Genomic DNA, 15,234 nt, shown 5'->3' on the forward strand with positions numbered 1-15,234 from the left:
CTGCACTTCACTGGCCACGACCATCGACTCAGTCACGACCGGCGTCCTTGGCCAGACCGGCAAGCGCGGGGTCGACATTCGCCCCGCTGCTGGCGCCGCCGCAGGTGCGCCGCTCGAGGTAGCCCACCCGCTCGCTCTCGGGAACGCTGTTCTCCACCTCGTAACGCATCACCGCTTCCAGGCACAGCTCGGTCTGCTCGCGGGTCAGCATCCGGCCATCGGGCCACTTGCGCAGGGAGACTGCCTGCTTGAGGCTCTCGTAGATGGCAGGGGTCATCTGCTGAATCATGCGCTCGAAGGTCATGTCACTCATCGTCAATATCTCCACGGGGTCGGGGCGTCAGCGCTGGCGGCGGGCGCGCCCGGAATGGTACCAGCCCAGCGCCAGGCCCACGACCAGGCCACCCAGGTGTGCCTCGTTGGCCACATTGCCAAAGCCCACGGCGCCGGCCATGTCGGTCATGGTGAAGACCATCCAGCCAAGCATGAACACCACCAGCATCTGGGGCACGAAGAAGCCGCTGCCGGGGGCGCGCCGCGACATCAGCCAGACGTAGCCCAGCAGCGCGAAGTCCACGCCAGACATGCCTCCGAACAGCGCGGTACCGGCAGCGTACTGGGCCAGGTTGGCACCGATGCCGGCGGCGAGCAGGATCGTCAGCATGCGCCGGCTGCCCTGCAGCGTCTCCACCTGGCGGCCGAAGTACCACAGCCAGAGCATGTTGAAAATAAGGTGCATCCAGCCGAAATGCAGGAAGGCCGGCGACAGCAGCCGCCACACCTGGCCCGTCGACAGCGCCTCCGCGAGGCTACCTACCGAGAGGGTGCCGGCCGGACTGACTCCCAGGGGCACGATGGCAAGCAGCGCGATCACCAGATCGCCGAACACCGCCATGGCGGCAAACACCGCGAGGCACAGGCCCAGGGTCGCCGCGGTGAGCGGCACCTGGCGCAGCACCGACAGCAGCGAGCCAGCACTACCGGGGCGCAGCGGCGGCGTCTCGACCGGCAGCGGCTCACCGCGCTGCCAGCGCCCCACCACCTCCAGCAGCGAGGCGTGCTGGGCCGGGTCGGCCAGCCACAGCAGCTGGCCATCCGCCTCCTCGGTAATGCGATGGCCGATGCGCGCCGCCCACAGGGCGCGGCGCAGTTCACGGGTATCGGCATCGGCGGGCAGCAGCATCACGCGGTACATGTCATCACCTCGAACGGCGAGCCACGTCGGCCGTGGGTGACAGACGGACGTGCATAAAAAATCCGGCGGAGGGGGCCGCCGGACAAGAGCAAGGGATCATTCAAGGGAACACCTACTCAGATGGCGGATGGGCTCGGGAGTTCAGCCCCTGGCCCAGGAATTTTGTAACAGTTTGTATCAAATGAGATCGATCTCCCACGGCTGGGGACGCACTCGCTCTTCCCGAGGCACTCCCAGCCACACGAAGTGGTCGGCATCCAGCTGCGACTCGCCGCTCCATCGATAGGCCACCAGACGCCCGAACTTCACCGCGCTGTAGTCCAGGCAGGCAATATTGGGGGCCGGCAGCGCCGGGACGCCCTCGCACCAGTAGTGTCCGATGAACAGCGGCGGCTCGTCGAGGGCGTAGTGGCTGAGACGGGCACGCTCCTCTGCCCTCAAGGGCCGCTGCTCGAGGTTCCCCGGCAGGTTATCGGGCTGGAACACCACGTCGCCCCAGGTCTCGGGGGACCGCGCCCAGAAGTGGGCGCGGAAACTGCGCCGGGTGAAGCCATCCCCGGAATGGATATCCACCCCCAGCGGCAGGGGAATCTGGGTACCACGCGTGAGGCGATCGAGGATCTGGAAGGCCCGGGTGCCGGGCGCCGTGGACTCGATCAGGAAGGCCTCGTCCATGCGGCCATCGGGCCGGCGCCGGCGGAGCTCATCGATCAGCGCCTGGTCCCAGCAGGCATGCACCACGCGCAGGCCGTCGAGTTCCAGACACAGCGGGATCTCCAGAAACCAGGCCAGGGCATCCTCCCACTCCTGGGGATGATCGCGGTACTGGTCGAGGGTCTCGCGAATGATCCGGTTGTTACGCGGGTTATGCTCGCGCAGCCAGTCGCGCCCCAGCCCGGCGGGGGCACGCTGGCAGTAGGTCAGGGCATTGTACTCGTGGTTGCCCATCACGATATGCGCCTCGCCCTCCTCCACCATGCGCCGGGCGATCTGCACCGCCAGACGGATACGCGGCCCCCTGTCGACCAGGTCGCCGAGGAAGATCACCCTGCGCCGCGGGTGACGGTAGACCCCGCCGCGCTGGTGGTAGCCCAGCTTCTCCAGCAGCGCGGCCAGGGTCGCGCCACAGCCGTGCACGTCGCCGATCAGGTCATAGCCTTCGAGCCTCGCCCGCTTGTTCACATCAATCTCCCAGGCGGTGGCTCCAGCCCAGCTTGCTGCGCAGGACCTCGTAGAAGTTGTGCCCCACCGGATGCACCAGATGCACCGTCTGGGGCTTGCGGCGAATCACCAGGACATCATCGGGCTTGGCCACCGCCCGGGTCTGGCCATCGCAGCTGATATGCGGGTAGGTCTGGTTGGTCTCGCCGATATGGATGCGAATCACGCTTCCGGCATCCACCACGATGGGACGGCTCGACAGGGTGTGCGGAAACATCGGCACCAGGGTCAGCACGTCCAGTCGCGGGTGCATGATGGGGCCGCCGCCGGAGAGCGAGTAGGCCGTGGAGCCAGTGGGAGTAGCGATGATCAGTCCGTCGCTGCGCTGGCTGTAGACGAACTGGCCGTCGAGGAACAGCTCGAACTCGATCATGCGCACCGCCTTGCCGGGATGCAGTACCACCTCGTTGAGGGCGTCACCGCTGCCCATCAGGGTATCGCCACGGTAGAGTTCGGCATCGAGCAGGAAGCGCTCCTCTACCTCATAGCGCCCCTCGAGCACCTCACCCACCCGTTCCTCCAGCTCGTCGGGGGAGATATCGGTCAAGAATCCCAGCCGGCCGCGATTGACCCCAAGCACCAGAGTGCCGCTGTGACAGAGGGTGCGTGCCGCGCCCAGCAGGCTGCCGTCGCCGCCGACCACGATCACCAGATCACACAGCTCGCCGAGCATGCGTCGACTGACCTCGGGGTGGCCATGGTCGAGCAGCACCGTGGCGGTGCGGTCCTCGACGATCACATGCAGGCCGCGCTCATCGAGGAAGCGCATCAACCGCTTGAGGGTCTCGACCACCTTGGCGCTGCCCAGGCGGCCGATCAGGCCGATATTGCGGAAGGGTGGCGTCTCGCGCCCCACCGGGGTTCTCTGTTGGGATGGCATTCGCGGGCCTCTCGCATCGCAGCGGCTCATTATGGCGAGCGACCCGGCCCCGGGCAAACCCGACCTCAGGCCGCAGCAGCCGAGCGCCGGCGCACCCACCACTCGTTGAGCAGCAGGGCCGCCAGGATGATGCCACCGCCGAGTCCCAGGCGGGCAAGGTCGGCATCGCGGTTCCAGATCACCAGGTTGACCACCAGCCCGGCCGGGATCAGCGCATTGTTCATGATCGCCAGCGCACCGGCATCCACCCGCACGGCGCCGAGGTTCCACAGGAAGTAGCCCAGGCCGGAGGCCACCAGACCCAACCACAGCAATACCCCCCACTGCACGCCGGTGGTGGGCAGCGCGGCGGCATTGCCGAGCAGGACGAAGGCGGGCACCGCCACCATCAGGGCCCCGAGATAGAACCAGGCGAACACACTATGGCGCGGCAGCGAATCGGGAAGCTCGGCCGACAGTCGCCGGTAGCCCACCTGTCCGAGGGCGAAGCAGAGGTTGGCGCCCTGCACCACGATAAAGCCCAGCCAGAAACCGCTGTCCACATCGGCGTAGCGGATCACCGCAGCACCCAGCACCGCCAGCGCCGCGGTCACCAGGTAGAAGGGAGTGAAGCGGCCGAACAGCACATCGTCGAGCAGGGTGATATAGATCGGCGTGAAGATGGTGAACAGCAGCACCTCCGGCACCGACAGCAGCAGGAACGAATGATAGAAGAACAGGTACATCACGCCTAGCTGGACCGCCCCCAGCCCCATCAGCAGCCAGCGCTGCCGTCCCTTCAGCAACCGCGGACGCAGGAAGGGCAGGAAGACCAGCACCGCCAGCCCGACACGCATCAGCACCGCAAAGTAACTGTCCACCTGGCCGGCCAGGTAAGCGCCGATCAGCGAGAAGGAGAAGGCCCAGAGAACGGTGACGCCGACCAGCAAGCCCATTGGTAAACCTCGGTCATGAAATCAGGTTGACCAATGCTACCCCGCGTCCCCGCCGCTGCCAAGCGCACCGTGCGCGAGGCGCCCCTGCACCCGCCGCCAGGCATAGATCGCCCCGGGAAGCCAGCCCAGCAGGGTCAGCGCCAGACCCAGTGTCACCCGCCGCGGCGGCTCCCCGGCCAACGCCAGGGCCAGCGGCGGCAGTAGCACCGCCAGCGCCAGCTGCGTGCGGCGCAGGGCCGGCGGTGCCTCGCGGGGCGACTCGGGAGGAACGGCGGCGGACCGGTCGCCGCCGGTGGGCTGCGCGGGCGGCGTGACGATGCCCACGGCATCATCGCCGGCGCTGCGCGCCGTGTGCTCCAGGGCACGCCGATGGGCCTCACGGTCGATCTTCTGGGCGATCGACTCGGCGCCCTTGGCCAGGTCATCATGGTAGCGCTCCCACTCCTCCCAGTCGTGGGGCGTGCCGGCCCGAGGGCGGTGGTCACCGGCCTCCCGGGCGCGGGCCCAGGCCTTCTCCTCCAGGGTGTTGGGGCGTTCACGATCGCGCTCGCCGTCGATTCCCTGCCTGGCGAGGTATTCGCGTGCATCCATGAGTGGTCTCCAGAAGATAAACACTGGTGGAATCTTTGAGAGGAGTGACGCGCGCCGGGTTCCACAGGCGTCACCAAGCGTTGAAGCCGCCCACCGGGGCGAGGCGGACAAGCCGCCATGGTCGGCTATGCTAAGGGCAAACCGGCACAAGGAGACCCGCCATGCCCAACAAGGCACCCACCATCGTGCGTGAGATCATGTCCCGCGACTGCTACCGGGTCACCGGCAAGACCTCGGTCTCGACACTGGCCGAAGGCCTCTCGCGACACCGGCTGCCCGGCGTGCCGGTGGTCGACGACCACGATCACCTCATCGGCTTCATCTCCGAGCAGGATGTGATGGGCAAGGTGCTGGAGAGCGCCTACCTCAACGACCAGCCGCCGCTGGTCAGCGACCTGATGCGCCACGAGGTGCTCTCGGTTGCCCCCACCAAGAGCATCACCGACCTGGCCCAGGAGATGCTAGGCAACAAGCCCAAGGTCTATCCGGTCGTCGAGCAGGGGCGGCTGGTGGGCATCGTCACCCGCCGCGATGTGCTCAACGCCATCCTGCGCATGCGCCACCCCTGAAGCCGCTTCCCGCACTCACCCGCCCGCGGCCCCGCTAGCCACGGGGCATCGGGGGCGGGTGAGTGCGTCACGCTGATCTGCGCAGAATCAAAAAAAGAAGGCCGCCTGCGAAGAGACGGCCAAGATGCGATCGAAACTGCCAGCGAGGCAACAGTGTTAGCGACTGCTATCGCGACTGGCGGTACACGATCAGACAACGGCTGCAGAAAAAGTTCGCGACAGGACCGAATTTTTCTTGTCTCGCCGCAAAGAGAGCCTGGTAAAACAGCCGCTTGGCACCGCCACACGGCCTGGCCGGAAAAATCCAGCAGACCGGACTTGCAAGGCTAAGCAGTTGGTTTTATTATCGAAACCGCCTCGCGGGTGTAGCTCAATGGTAGAGCAGAAGCTTCCCAAGCTTAAGACGAGGGTTCGATTCCCTTCACCCGCTCCACTGCATCATTCTGCGGACTTCCGCAGAAGTCCAAGAGAGTCTGCAAGTCATTGCTCCACAAAGACTTTTCCTCTCTTTGACGTTCTGCCGTGGTCCACTGCGATCCGCCTACAGCCGGGACTTTTAAGTCCACAAACAAGTCCATTTTTGCGGGCGCGGCTGATTCCGGATTGTTGATGGAGGGGCGAGGTCGACGTGACCAGCATCTGGTTCCTGACTCATGTTCAGGAGCAAGAGCATGGCACTCTCAGACCTGGCCGTTCGGCAGGCCAAGGCAACTGGCAAGGCATACACCCTCCCTGACTTGGATGGCCTCTCCCTGGCCGTCACGGCTGCAGGGGGCAGGACTTGGCACTTCCGCTACTACTGGGCGGGCAAGCAGAAGCGGATGTCGCTCGGCACCTACCCGGAGGTGACGCTTCGCGAGGCCCGCAGCCTGCGCGACGAAGCGCGCGCCCTGCTGGCCAAAGGCACCAATCCTCGCGTTCACCGCAAGCAGAAGCGCACCGCTGTCCGGCTCGCCGACGAAAACACCTTCGAGGCGGTGTATCGCAAGTGGCTCAAGCATCGCGGGCTCAGCCTCAAGGAAGGCCGGCAGACGACCCTTTCGATACTTCCGCGCATCTTCGACAAGGATGTGCTGCCCGCCTTGGGCAAGCGGTCGGTCTATGAGATCAAGCGTCCCGACCTCTTGGACGTGATTGCCAAGATCGAGAAGCGCAGGGCGCTCTCCGTCGCCGAGAAAGTCAGGACGTGGTTCAACCAACTGTTCCGCTACGCGCTGGTGATCGTGCCGGGCCTGGAGCAGAACCCTGCCTCCGATCTCGATGTGGTGGCGCTGCCGCTGCCACCCGTCAACCACAACCCGTTCCTGCGCATGGCCGAGCTGCCGAAGCTGTTGCAGCGGCTGCGCAGCTATCGCGGCAGGCGGCAGACCCAGCTCGGGCTGCGGCTGTTGCTGCTGACCGGCGTGCGAACCGGCGAGCTGCGACAGGCGATGCCGGATCAATTCGATCTGGACCGTGGGTTGTGGATCATCCCGCCCGACGTCGTGAAGCAACTCCAGTTGGATATGCGCAAGAAGCGGCAGCAGCCGAAGGACATCCCGCCCTACATCGTGCCTTTGTCGATTCAGGCCATGGAGATCGTCCGGCACCTGCTTGATGAGTTCAAGCCGGCCCAGCGCTACCTGTTCCGGCACGACAGCGACTTGAAGAAGCGCATCAGCGAGAACACGCTCAATGGTGCCCTCAAGCGCATGGGCTATCAGGAACGCCTGACCGGACACGGCATCCGCGGCACGATGTCCACTGCGCTCAACGAGATCGGCTACCCGAAGGTCTGGGTGGATGCACAGCTCTCGCATGTCGATCCCAACAAGGTCAGCGCGACCTACAACCATGCCGAGTACGTGGAGCAGCGTCGCCGCATGATGCAGGACTGGGCCGATCGGCTCGACCTCTTCGAGCAGAACCAGGTCGAGGCGGCCAGCATGCCGCTCACCGTGCATCTGGAAGGCGTGCCCGCGTTCCCGAATGAGCAAACCGCAAGCGCACCCTCCACGCCGGTTGCCGCTTCGCCAATCCTGCTCGTGACGAAGCCGGGTGACGCCATGCCGTTGGTTTCTGCCGCCGCACATCGGCTACCGGCGGTTCCGCCCCCTCGATCGGCCGCGCCGCTGGTGCCTTCGGACATTCAGCGCGAGAGGATGGAGCTGTTCGATGTCTTCGAAGCGCCGCACAACCTTCCCGTCGCGGCGTTTGCCAAGATGGCGGGTAAATCCCGCAGGTGGATCAGCTACGAGATCAAGGCGGGCAACTTGCTGGCGTTGAACGTAGGCAATCGCGGCCAGCGTGTACCGGACTGGCACCTCGACCCACTCAAGCACGAGCTGATCCAGTCCGTCCTGAAGCTGACCAGGGGTGCGGACCCTTGGCAGATCTACCATGCACTGCTGCAACCGCGCTCGATGCTGCGGGGGCATTCGGCACTGGAGGGCGTGACGGCCAGCAATCTCGACAAGCTCGTCATGGCAGTGAGCGCAGCCGTAAAGGAAAGCGAATGGACCCCGCTGCGAGTCGGAGTCGCCTAGCAGCAGGAATGCGGGATCGTGGCGAAACCCCGATCCCCGCGCCTCTGTCAGGACACCAAGCGCGCGCGGCGGGCGAATCTGGCCTGGGTGTCCGACAAGGAAGCGTCGCGGCGGAGCAGGTAAGCCATCACGATCGTTGGTGCGCCGGCCAGCGGCCGCACGGCGATGCCTCGGCGTAAGTAGCTCGCCAGTCTCGCGGCAGGTGCAATGGCGATCCCGTACCCGGCGGCAACCAGCGTCATCGCCAGATCGAATGTCTCCACCGTTTGCTCTCGCTCTTGCAGCGCGTTTTCGAACACACGCTGCACGGTCATGCGCCATGGTTCATCGGCCGTGGACTGCGAGCAGATCAAGGGCTGCTTGAGCACTTCACCGCACGGCACTTCACGGTAGGCCAGCAGGTGGGAGCGCTTGGCCACGGCGACCGCCAGCGTGTCATGCCACAGCGGTTCGCATACCCAGCCAGGCCACTGCCGGGAAACCGCAGACAAGGCGAAGTCGAAGCCGTCGTCCGGCAGCTCCGCGCCTCGACCGGGATCTGTCCAGCCGGCCAGGACGGCATGAGTCTCCGGCTCTTCGGCACGCTGCAGGGCGAGCACGTCGGCGAGCTGGGGAGGCACCCATTCGCCGAGGACGGCCATGTATAGAGCGACAATTACTCTGGCCGGCCGACGACAACTACTGTGACCGGTTGCCCTAAGCTTGACCGCTTGTCCCGACCCACCAGGGAGCCGGTATGGCGGTCACCAGCCAACAGGTCACGCTCTATATGTCGCAACGTCAACAAGGCCAGACCCAGGAGGTAGCCGCCGCCAAGGCCGGCCTCTCCGTTAGAACCGCTCGCCGCCTCGAACGCCGGGCCGAGTCCTCCGAGCCGCAGGCATCACGACACTGGCGAACCCGGCCCGACCCCTTCGCCGATGTGTGGGAGACCACGCTCGTCCCCCAGCTGGCCGCCGCCCCGGGCTTGCAGGCACTGACCCTGCTGGAGTGGTTGCAGGAGCAGCACCCCGGCCAGTACCCGGACAGCCTGCTGCGAACCCTGCAGCGCCGGGTCAAGGGCTGGCGAGCCGCGCACGGCCCGGAGAAAGAGGTAATGTTCCCGCAAACCCATGGCCCCGGGCTGCGCGGCCTCTCCGACTTCACCGAGCTCAAGGGGATTGTCATTACCGTGGCAGGGGAGCTGCTTGATCACCGGCTCTACCACTTCCGCCTGGCCTACAGCGGCTGGTGTTATGTCCGGGTGGTGCTCGGTGGCGAGAGCTACCCGGCGCTGGCTGAAGGCCTGACCCGTGCGCTGGAGCGGCTTGGCGGTGTCCCCGCGGAGCACCGCACCGACAGCTTGTCGGCGGCCTTCCGCAACCTCGGCCGGGAGGCGGAAGCCGACCTCACCGAGCGTTATGCTGCCCTGTGCGCTCACTACGGCATGACGGCCACCCGTAATAACCCAGGGCGCGGCCATGAAAACGCCAGCATCGAGTCGCCACATGGCCACTTCAAGCGGCGCCTGCAACAGCGCCTGACGCTGCGCGGCTCCCAGGACTTCGCTAGCCTCGATGACTACCAGGCCTTCCTCGATGAGGTGACCACCGCGATCAACCGCCGCAACGCGGCCCGGATCACCGTCGAGCGTGGCGCGCTGCAGCCACTGCCCAGCCGGCCCGGTACCGACTACAGCGAGGTGACGGTGCGCGTCACTACCTCCAGCACCATCCAGGTGCGCAAGGTGCTCTACTCGGTGCCGTCCCGGCTGATCGGCGAGAACCTGCGGGTGCACCTTTACGATGATCGCTTGGTGCTGCATCACGCACAGCAAGCATTGCTGACGCTGAGGCGGCTGCATGCCACGCCGGAAAGCGGCCGGTTGCGGGTCATCGATTACCGCCATGTGATCGGCTGGCTGGTCCGCAAGCCCCGGGCGCTGGCGGGGCTGACGTTCCGCGACGACCTGTTGCCGAGTGCGGAGTGGCGCGAGCTGTACGCCCGGCTGACCGCCGCCTTGCCGGTCGCCGAGGCCTGCAAGCGCATCGTTGGCGCTCTGGCGTTGGCCGCCGAGCAGGACCAGGCCGAGGCGATCGCCAGTTACTGGCTGGGCGCCCTGGCGCGCGGGAAGAGCCCGACGCTGGCCGAGCTCCAGGCCCGCTTCGCCGCCACGCCGAGCGCCACGCTGGTTTTCCCCCAGGTGACTCAGCATGACATCGCCAGCTACAACCATCTGGTGCCCAGCGTGCCGACCACAGAGGTGGGCTGCCATGCCTGATGCCCAGACGCTGCCGCTGCTACTGCGACAGCTCCGCCTGCCCACCATGGCCGCCTGCTGGCCCCAGCTGGAAACCCGCGCCCGAGCCGAAAACTGGAGCCTGCCACAAACACTGGCCGCCCTATGCGAGCACGAGCTGGCCGAGCGTGAGCGACGCCGGCTGGCCCGGCACCTCAAGGAGGCCCGGCTGCCGGTGGGCAAGACGCTGGAGTCCTTCGAGTTCGACGCCATCGCGGCCGAGCAGCGCCGGCAACTGAGCGCCTTGGCCGGCGACACGCAGTGGGTCGACCAGGCTCACAACCTGCTGCTGTTTGGGCCCTCCGGCGTCGGCAAGAGCCACGTGGCGGCCGGGCTCGGGCATACGCTGGTCGACCAGGGTTACCGGGTGCGCTACGCCACCGCCTCAAGCCTGGTCCAGGAGCTCCAGGCTGCCAAGCAGGCACTGCGCCTGAGCGACGCCCTGATCAAGCTCGACAAGTACGCCGTGCTGGTGATCGACGATATCGGCTACGTCCAACGCAGCGAGGCCGAGACGTCAGTGCTGTTCGAGCTGATCGCCCATCGCTACGAGTCGGCCAGCCTGATCATCACCGCCAACCAGCCGTTCAGCGCCTGGGACAGTATCTTCCCCGACAGCATGATGGCAGTGGCTGCCATCGACCGGTTGGTGCACCACGCCACGCTGATGGAGCTGAGCGGGGAGAGCTACCGTAAGCGTGCTTATCAACGACAATTACAAGGAGGAAAAGCTGGGTCGTCGGACTGACGACAACTACCCACCCAACCGGCCATTTTAATTGTCGCCAAGCGGCCAAAGTAGTTGACGTCGCATAGCCATGCGAATTTCGGCGGTGATGTCACTCGATTCCACGTCCAGCTCCCCCAGGCGGTGAACTCGTGGCAACTGATCTCGAAGCCGTTGAATGAGTTAAGTTTAACGTGGTTTAAATCGTGACCGTGTTCGACGCTCTTGGCAATGCCAAAGCGTTCGATCCAAAGGGGCCGCCCCACCGGCACCACTACCTACGAAGCGGAACCAGCCATCGCGTTTGGGGCTGCCGTGCGGGAAGAAAGAACCAACCAGGGCATCGCTCAGGAAACGCTGGCCCACATGGCCGGCATCGAACGGTCGCACATGGGCAAGATCGAGCGCGGCGAGCACGTCCCCACGCTCCCTCTCATCCTCAAGATCGCCCGTGCGCTGAAATGCAGTTCCGCCCACTTGATGACTCTGACCGAAGCCAAGCTGGCGGAGTCGGCCCCATCCGCAGATTGAAGCCGGCCCGCACAGCGGTCGCATGCCTACGCCTGATCGTCGTCCTTGGCCCCAAGGGCTGAATCTTCGCGCTTTGCGGCCTCGTTGAGGAGCCGCAGGTATGGGTTGTCTGGCGGCGTCTCCTGGAACAGCGCATCCGGGCTGACGAGCAGGTAGCCGTGCAGCCGGCGCGACTTGCGCGGCCCCGTGACTTCGCAGGTCCAGATGTTCAGCCCGCTCGGCTGCTTGCGGTGCTGTCCCAACTTCTCGAAGCGCTTCTGCACCCACTGCCACCCCTCCAGCTTCTCCTGCTTGGCCAGCGCGGCGACTTGAAGGTACTCCTGCGCGTAGCGCTGGAACACGCCGGGGCTGACGAGGTAGGTCGTACCGGCGACGGTATGCACCAGGGCCTTGGCGTCGTTGATGATGAGCTTGCGCGTCTGGATGCTCTGACGCAGCCAGGCCATGAAGTGCGCCCCGGAGGGCTCCGCGCGATCCTGGGAAGACGCGAGGCTCATCTGCGGCGGGGGCATGGTCGAAGGGGCCGGCTCGGGCTCGGCAACAGGGGAACTCGGGATCTCCGGTGTCGCGGGTGGAGCGGTGTCGCCCAGCAGGTCGAGCAGCGCGGCCACGCCGGCATCCGTGGCTGTGGATGCGATCGGCACCGCGCTCGCGGATGCAGCTTCGATGCCTTCGGCGCGCGGCCCATCGGCCACCGCCGGCGCCTGCGGCTCCGCCTGTTCCTCCTCGACCTGCACACGGCCTGCGAACGGCGCCGGCCGGTCAGCGGCATCCCAGATCATCGCCGGCGAGAGTTTCAGGAAGGTGAAGGCGTGCGACCAGCCGGCGTCGCTGGTGACGGTAGCCTTCCAGATCGCCTTGCCATCCGGCGTCGGTTGCACGATGCCGTGATCCTGCAGCACGTTGAACACCGCCGTGTTGCTCGCCGGGATGCCGTCGATGCCCTGCGACAGCAGATGGGCGCGCAGCTTGTCGGAGACGGTCTTGCTCACCAGCCACAGAGCGTCCTGGGTCAGCCAACCGTCCGCCGGACCGGCCTGGTTCAACTTGAATTCTTCCTTGAGCAGGTAGCGCAAGCCGTCGAGCAATTTGCGTTGCAGCGCATGCTTGGGCGCCGCCAGCGCCTTGCTGGGATCGCCGCCGAGTTCCTGGGCGACCGATGCCTGGTCGGCCTGCACGACCAGTTCGCCGAGCGTGCCGGCGTGCTCGTACTGGCCGGCCAGCACGTACAGCAGCGCGGCCCAGAGGTCGGGATAGCCGCTGAGCCAGTCGAAGATGTCCCGATCGAGAAGGCGCGCGTAGAGCAGCCCGGTGGCGGCGCTGTGCAGGCGGTACTCGCGCTCCTTTCGGTAACGGAAGCGGTAGGGCTTTCGCAGCGGGCCGTGCCAGGGATGCCAGACGCTGCCGTCGGCATGTTCGACGTGCAGATCGACCGCAATCTTGCCGATGTCGTGCAGCAGGGCCGCGTAGGCCGTGCCTGCGGTCCAGGCTTCGGCCTGGGCCGCCTGTGCCTCCGGCGTGACGCCCGCAGGCAGCAGGTATGACTGCCGCAGCTTCAGCGCATAGGCGACGATCTCCAGACCGTGGTCCAGCATGCCGCCCGGATAGGCGTGGTGGTGGTTCTCGGAGGCCGGGAACTGCTGGACCAGCTCGGCGTAGCGCTCCAGTGGGGCGAGGTAGAGCGCGGCGAACTGTCGGCGTGAGAGCGATGTGCGCTGCCAGATGTGTTCCAGTAGTTTCTGCCGGCGCGGCGTGGCCAGCAGCGATGCGGCCGACTCCGGCCGCATCGACCCTTTTGGAGTTTCGATGCCGGAGGTGGGCGGTGTGCCGGCGGTGGGTGGCACCCGTTTGCGCTGGAACAGCGAGAGCATGGCGAACCCCGGATGACGGGCTGCTCAGGGGCGCCTTTTGGCCTTTTCAGGATAGGGCCTTTCCCCTTGGCGCCCTTCCTTTGCCCCTTCTCAGCCCTTTGGCCTTTGTCGGAAGCCTTTGGGTATAGGGCCGCTGCTGCGCGGGTGCCACGATGAATGCGGCATGGGGCAATCCCGGCAAGTGGGGCGCTGCGGGATGTTCGTCAGCTCTGGCCCAAGCCGGTGTCGAGGGCGGCGGATTGCGCTGCGAAGTCGTCGGGACGGCGCTTGCGGAAGGTTTCGAGATTGGCGAGCTTCCAGCGCAGTGCCGGCAGTTGCGCGGCGTGCTGGCACTGCACCAACGACCAGTCCGGTTCTGCGCGCGCCAGCCCGCTCAGAAACTGCTTGTGCGCGGTGCTCAGTCGCTGTGGCAGCTCGCGCCGCATCCTGGCGCGAGCGTCGAGCAGTGTCTCCAGGGAGCAGTCCACTTCGGTCATGCCGACAAAGGCCCGCTCGTACTCGCCGGCGATGTCCTTGTCGTTGCCGAACAGCACTTCGTGGGGCGGCCGGTTGTGGCCCGCCAGATAGATCACGAAGCACTCGACCATGCCGTCGCTGATGCCGCCCGACTCAAAGAGCTGCCACACGTCGAACAGGTCGCGGGGGTGCTGCCGATCCAGCGCGGCCACCAGCTTGCTGGCGTACAGCTCGTCCGGTGCCAGAACCGGCAGCTCGAACTCGACGCCGAACAGATCGCTGGTCCTGGCGCTCAGCGGCCGCCGCTCGACGGGCAGCACACTGCCTCGGAACACGACGTTGACCTCGATCTTCACCTGGTGGGCGTCGTTCTCGACGATCAGCTTGGTGTCCCCCAGGTCCTTGGCGCGAACCAGGCGTGTCTGCACGCCCAGCGGTACAACACGCGTGGCGATGGCGGCCAGCTCCTGGTTGATGGCTTGCAGCGCTTCGTCGCGCGGCGTCTGCCACGGGAGGTACACCACGTCGATGTCCACCGACAGGCGCGGCATGTCCCGCACGAAGAGGTTGATGGCCGTGCCGCCCTTCATGGCGAAGATGTGGTTGGCGAACACGTCGGGCGCGACGGCCAGCAGCAGGCGAACGGTGTCCGCGTAGGTCTTATCCATGAGGTCTCAGGCTTAGCAAGGTGCCGTCATCGAGCCGGCTCATCCAGCGCGTGTTGCTGCCGGTGCGAACCGGGTACTGCTCCAGCAGGGCATCGACATCCACGAGGCTGGTCTCGCGCGCCCAGGTGAGGAACAGGCGCACGGCCTTCACGCTGGCGCAGCAGGACAGCAGTTGTCCGAGCAAGTCCTTGCGGGGGGAACGCAGTCCATCGAAGAGGTTGCGGGCCTCTTCGAGGCTCTGCTTGACGCCGGCTTCGTACAGCAGCTCCAGAACGGCACGCTCGGAGGCAGCCACCCGCAGATCCTCGGGCAGGCCAGGCGGCGTGGTCAGGGTCTTGCTGGCCAGCGTCGTGTCCGGCCAGTCGAACAGGCGGGCGTGGACGTAGCGGGCCGGAAAGCGCGAGGTGAACCAGGCCGGCAACACGAAACGACCGTCGCCCCACAGCACCAGCGTCTCCCGGCTGCCCAGGTTGTGCCGCACACCCTGCAGGGCCAGGGCGCTCTTGCCGCCGACGTGCAGGCCGGGCACACGCTGTTGCAGGAACTTCAGCGCACCGTAGACCCCGAACTCATCGTTCGGGAAGGCATAGACGCCATGGGCCAGGCGCACGAGCCACCCGCCGTCGGCATAGTGGGCGGCGAGCTGGGGCGACACCCCGAACTGGCTCAGGGTGGCAAGGTCGAACGGCGCCCCACGGGAGAGTCCCGCCTGCAGTCGCTTGATTACCTGGTGCCGAGAATTTCGATCCATGTTATAAAAATAACACAGAATCCAATCGACCCCTAG

Annotated in this window: 15 protein-coding genes and 1 tRNA gene; 6 read left to right on the forward strand and 10 right to left on the reverse strand. The window is 66.1% G+C overall.

What is annotated here, in order from left to right; translation table 11 throughout:
* Nucleotides 1-28: 28 nt before the first annotated feature.
* From NFH66_RS11395 to NFH66_RS11420, 6 genes are all read right to left on the reverse strand, one after another.
* Nucleotides 29-313, reverse strand: a complete 285-nt coding sequence (locus NFH66_RS11395; protein ID WP_349610411.1) for a YeaC family protein — start codon at nucleotides 311-313, stop codon at nucleotides 29-31.
* A gap of 27 nt (nucleotides 314-340) precedes the next feature.
* On the reverse strand, nucleotides 341-1,195 hold the full coding sequence (locus NFH66_RS11400; protein WP_349610412.1) for a rhomboid family intramembrane serine protease: 855 nt from the start codon (nucleotides 1,193-1,195) through the stop codon (nucleotides 341-343).
* A 177-nt stretch (nucleotides 1,196-1,372) separates the two neighbouring features.
* Nucleotides 1,373-2,377, reverse strand: coding sequence for a metallophosphoesterase (locus NFH66_RS11405; protein WP_349610413.1), 1,005 nt, complete (start codon nucleotides 2,375-2,377; stop codon nucleotides 1,373-1,375).
* A 1-nt stretch (nucleotide 2,378) separates the two neighbouring features.
* Nucleotides 2,379-3,296: an NAD(+) kinase gene (locus NFH66_RS11410; RefSeq protein ID WP_349610414.1), complete on the reverse strand. Its 918-nt coding sequence runs from the start codon at nucleotides 3,294-3,296 to the stop codon at nucleotides 2,379-2,381.
* A 65-nt stretch (nucleotides 3,297-3,361) separates the two neighbouring features.
* On the reverse strand, nucleotides 3,362-4,231 hold the full coding sequence (locus NFH66_RS11415) for a carboxylate/amino acid/amine transporter (RefSeq protein ID WP_349610415.1): 870 nt from the start codon (nucleotides 4,229-4,231) through the stop codon (nucleotides 3,362-3,364).
* Nucleotides 4,232-4,267: 36 nt separating this feature from the next.
* Nucleotides 4,268-4,822, reverse strand: coding sequence for a YqaE/Pmp3 family membrane protein (locus tag NFH66_RS11420; RefSeq protein ID WP_349610416.1), 555 nt, complete (start codon nucleotides 4,820-4,822; stop codon nucleotides 4,268-4,270).
* Nucleotides 4,823-4,983: 161 nt separating this feature from the next.
* Between NFH66_RS11420 and NFH66_RS11425 the strand changes: the two genes are divergently transcribed.
* The 3 genes from NFH66_RS11425 (at nucleotide 4,984) to NFH66_RS11435 (ending at nucleotide 7,916) form a co-directional block, all read left to right on the forward strand.
* Nucleotides 4,984-5,391, forward strand: a complete 408-nt coding sequence (locus NFH66_RS11425; protein WP_349610417.1) for a CBS domain-containing protein — start codon at nucleotides 4,984-4,986, stop codon at nucleotides 5,389-5,391.
* Nucleotides 5,392-5,750: 359 nt separating this feature from the next.
* A tRNA-Gly gene (locus NFH66_RS11430) sits at nucleotides 5,751-5,824 on the forward strand.
* A gap of 238 nt (nucleotides 5,825-6,062) precedes the next feature.
* Nucleotides 6,063-7,916 carry a tyrosine-type recombinase/integrase gene (locus NFH66_RS11435; protein WP_200587030.1) on the forward strand — a complete coding sequence of 618 codons (1,854 nt, stop codon included), beginning with the start codon at nucleotides 6,063-6,065 and terminating at the stop codon, nucleotides 7,914-7,916.
* A gap of 47 nt (nucleotides 7,917-7,963) precedes the next feature.
* On the opposite strand, the gene NFH66_RS11440 is transcribed toward NFH66_RS11435, so the two are convergent.
* Nucleotides 7,964-8,557 (reverse strand): LysR substrate-binding domain-containing protein, encoded by a 594-nt coding sequence (locus NFH66_RS11440; protein ID WP_349610418.1) that lies wholly within the window; start codon nucleotides 8,555-8,557, stop codon nucleotides 7,964-7,966.
* A gap of 95 nt (nucleotides 8,558-8,652) precedes the next feature.
* Between NFH66_RS11440 and istA the strand changes: the two genes are divergently transcribed.
* The 3 genes from istA (at nucleotide 8,653) to NFH66_RS11455 (ending at nucleotide 11,452) form a co-directional block, all read left to right on the forward strand.
* Nucleotides 8,653-10,176, forward strand: coding sequence for an IS21 family transposase (istA, locus tag NFH66_RS11445; RefSeq protein WP_502878638.1), 1,524 nt, complete (start codon nucleotides 8,653-8,655; stop codon nucleotides 10,174-10,176).
* Nucleotides 10,169-10,942 carry an IS21-like element helper ATPase IstB gene (gene istB / locus NFH66_RS11450; RefSeq protein WP_133483961.1) on the forward strand — a complete coding sequence of 258 codons (774 nt, stop codon included), beginning with the start codon at nucleotides 10,169-10,171 and terminating at the stop codon, nucleotides 10,940-10,942. The genes istA and istB overlap by 8 nt, the downstream gene beginning before the upstream one ends.
* Before the next feature lie 210 nt (nucleotides 10,943-11,152).
* On the forward strand, nucleotides 11,153-11,452 hold the full coding sequence (locus NFH66_RS11455; RefSeq protein WP_003282197.1) for a helix-turn-helix domain-containing protein: 300 nt from the start codon (nucleotides 11,153-11,155) through the stop codon (nucleotides 11,450-11,452).
* A gap of 26 nt (nucleotides 11,453-11,478) precedes the next feature.
* On the opposite strand, the gene mobH is transcribed toward NFH66_RS11455, so the two are convergent.
* The 3 genes from mobH to NFH66_RS11470 form a co-directional block, all read right to left on the reverse strand.
* On the reverse strand, nucleotides 11,479-13,323 hold the full coding sequence (gene mobH / locus NFH66_RS11460) for a MobH family relaxase (protein ID WP_349610419.1): 1,845 nt from the start codon (nucleotides 13,321-13,323) through the stop codon (nucleotides 11,479-11,481).
* A 203-nt stretch (nucleotides 13,324-13,526) separates the two neighbouring features.
* Nucleotides 13,527-14,447, reverse strand: coding sequence for a nucleotidyl transferase AbiEii/AbiGii toxin family protein (locus tag NFH66_RS11465; RefSeq protein WP_003292111.1), 921 nt, complete (start codon nucleotides 14,445-14,447; stop codon nucleotides 13,527-13,529).
* Nucleotides 14,440-15,198 carry a type IV toxin-antitoxin system AbiEi family antitoxin domain-containing protein gene (locus NFH66_RS11470; protein WP_349610420.1) on the reverse strand — a complete coding sequence of 253 codons (759 nt, stop codon included), beginning with the start codon at nucleotides 15,196-15,198 and terminating at the stop codon, nucleotides 14,440-14,442. Before NFH66_RS11470 ends, NFH66_RS11465 begins: the two co-directional genes overlap by 8 nt.
* Nucleotides 15,199-15,234: the final 36 nt, after the last annotated feature.

The organism is Halomonas sp. H10-9-1, from assembly GCF_040147005.1.
Taxonomy (GTDB): Bacteria; Pseudomonadota; Gammaproteobacteria; order Pseudomonadales; family Halomonadaceae; genus Halomonas.

Bases quoted from the DNA above. Each gene is read 5' to 3' on its own strand.
- istB (WP_133483961.1), top strand. From the start codon at position 10,169: ATGCCTGATGCCCAGACGCTGCCGCTGCTACTGCGACAGCTCCGCCTG.
- NFH66_RS11440 (WP_349610418.1), bottom strand. From the start codon at position 8,557: ATGGCCGTCCTCGGCGAATGGGTGCCTCCCCAGCTCGCCGACGTGCTC.
- NFH66_RS11420 (WP_349610416.1), bottom strand. From the start codon at position 4,822: ATGGATGCACGCGAATACCTCGCCAGGCAGGGAATCGACGGCGAGCGC.
- NFH66_RS11395 (WP_349610411.1), bottom strand. From the start codon at position 313: ATGAGTGACATGACCTTCGAGCGCATGATTCAGCAGATGACCCCTGCC.
- NFH66_RS11435 (WP_200587030.1), top strand. From the start codon at position 6,063: ATGGCACTCTCAGACCTGGCCGTTCGGCAGGCCAAGGCAACTGGCAAG.
- istA (WP_502878638.1), top strand. From the start codon at position 8,653: ATGGCGGTCACCAGCCAACAGGTCACGCTCTATATGTCGCAACGTCAA.
- NFH66_RS11455 (WP_003282197.1), top strand. From the start codon at position 11,153: ATGCCAAAGCGTTCGATCCAAAGGGGCCGCCCCACCGGCACCACTACC.
- NFH66_RS11470 (WP_349610420.1), bottom strand. From the start codon at position 15,198: ATGGATCGAAATTCTCGGCACCAGGTAATCAAGCGACTGCAGGCGGGA.
- NFH66_RS11425 (WP_349610417.1), top strand. From the start codon at position 4,984: ATGCCCAACAAGGCACCCACCATCGTGCGTGAGATCATGTCCCGCGAC.
- mobH (WP_349610419.1), bottom strand. From the start codon at position 13,323: ATGCTCTCGCTGTTCCAGCGCAAACGGGTGCCACCCACCGCCGGCACA.
- NFH66_RS11400 (WP_349610412.1), bottom strand. From the start codon at position 1,195: ATGTACCGCGTGATGCTGCTGCCCGCCGATGCCGATACCCGTGAACTG.
- NFH66_RS11410 (WP_349610414.1), bottom strand. From the start codon at position 3,296: ATGCCATCCCAACAGAGAACCCCGGTGGGGCGCGAGACGCCACCCTTC.
- NFH66_RS11465 (WP_003292111.1), bottom strand. From the start codon at position 14,447: ATGGATAAGACCTACGCGGACACCGTTCGCCTGCTGCTGGCCGTCGCG.
- NFH66_RS11415 (WP_349610415.1), bottom strand. From the start codon at position 4,231: ATGGGCTTGCTGGTCGGCGTCACCGTTCTCTGGGCCTTCTCCTTCTCG.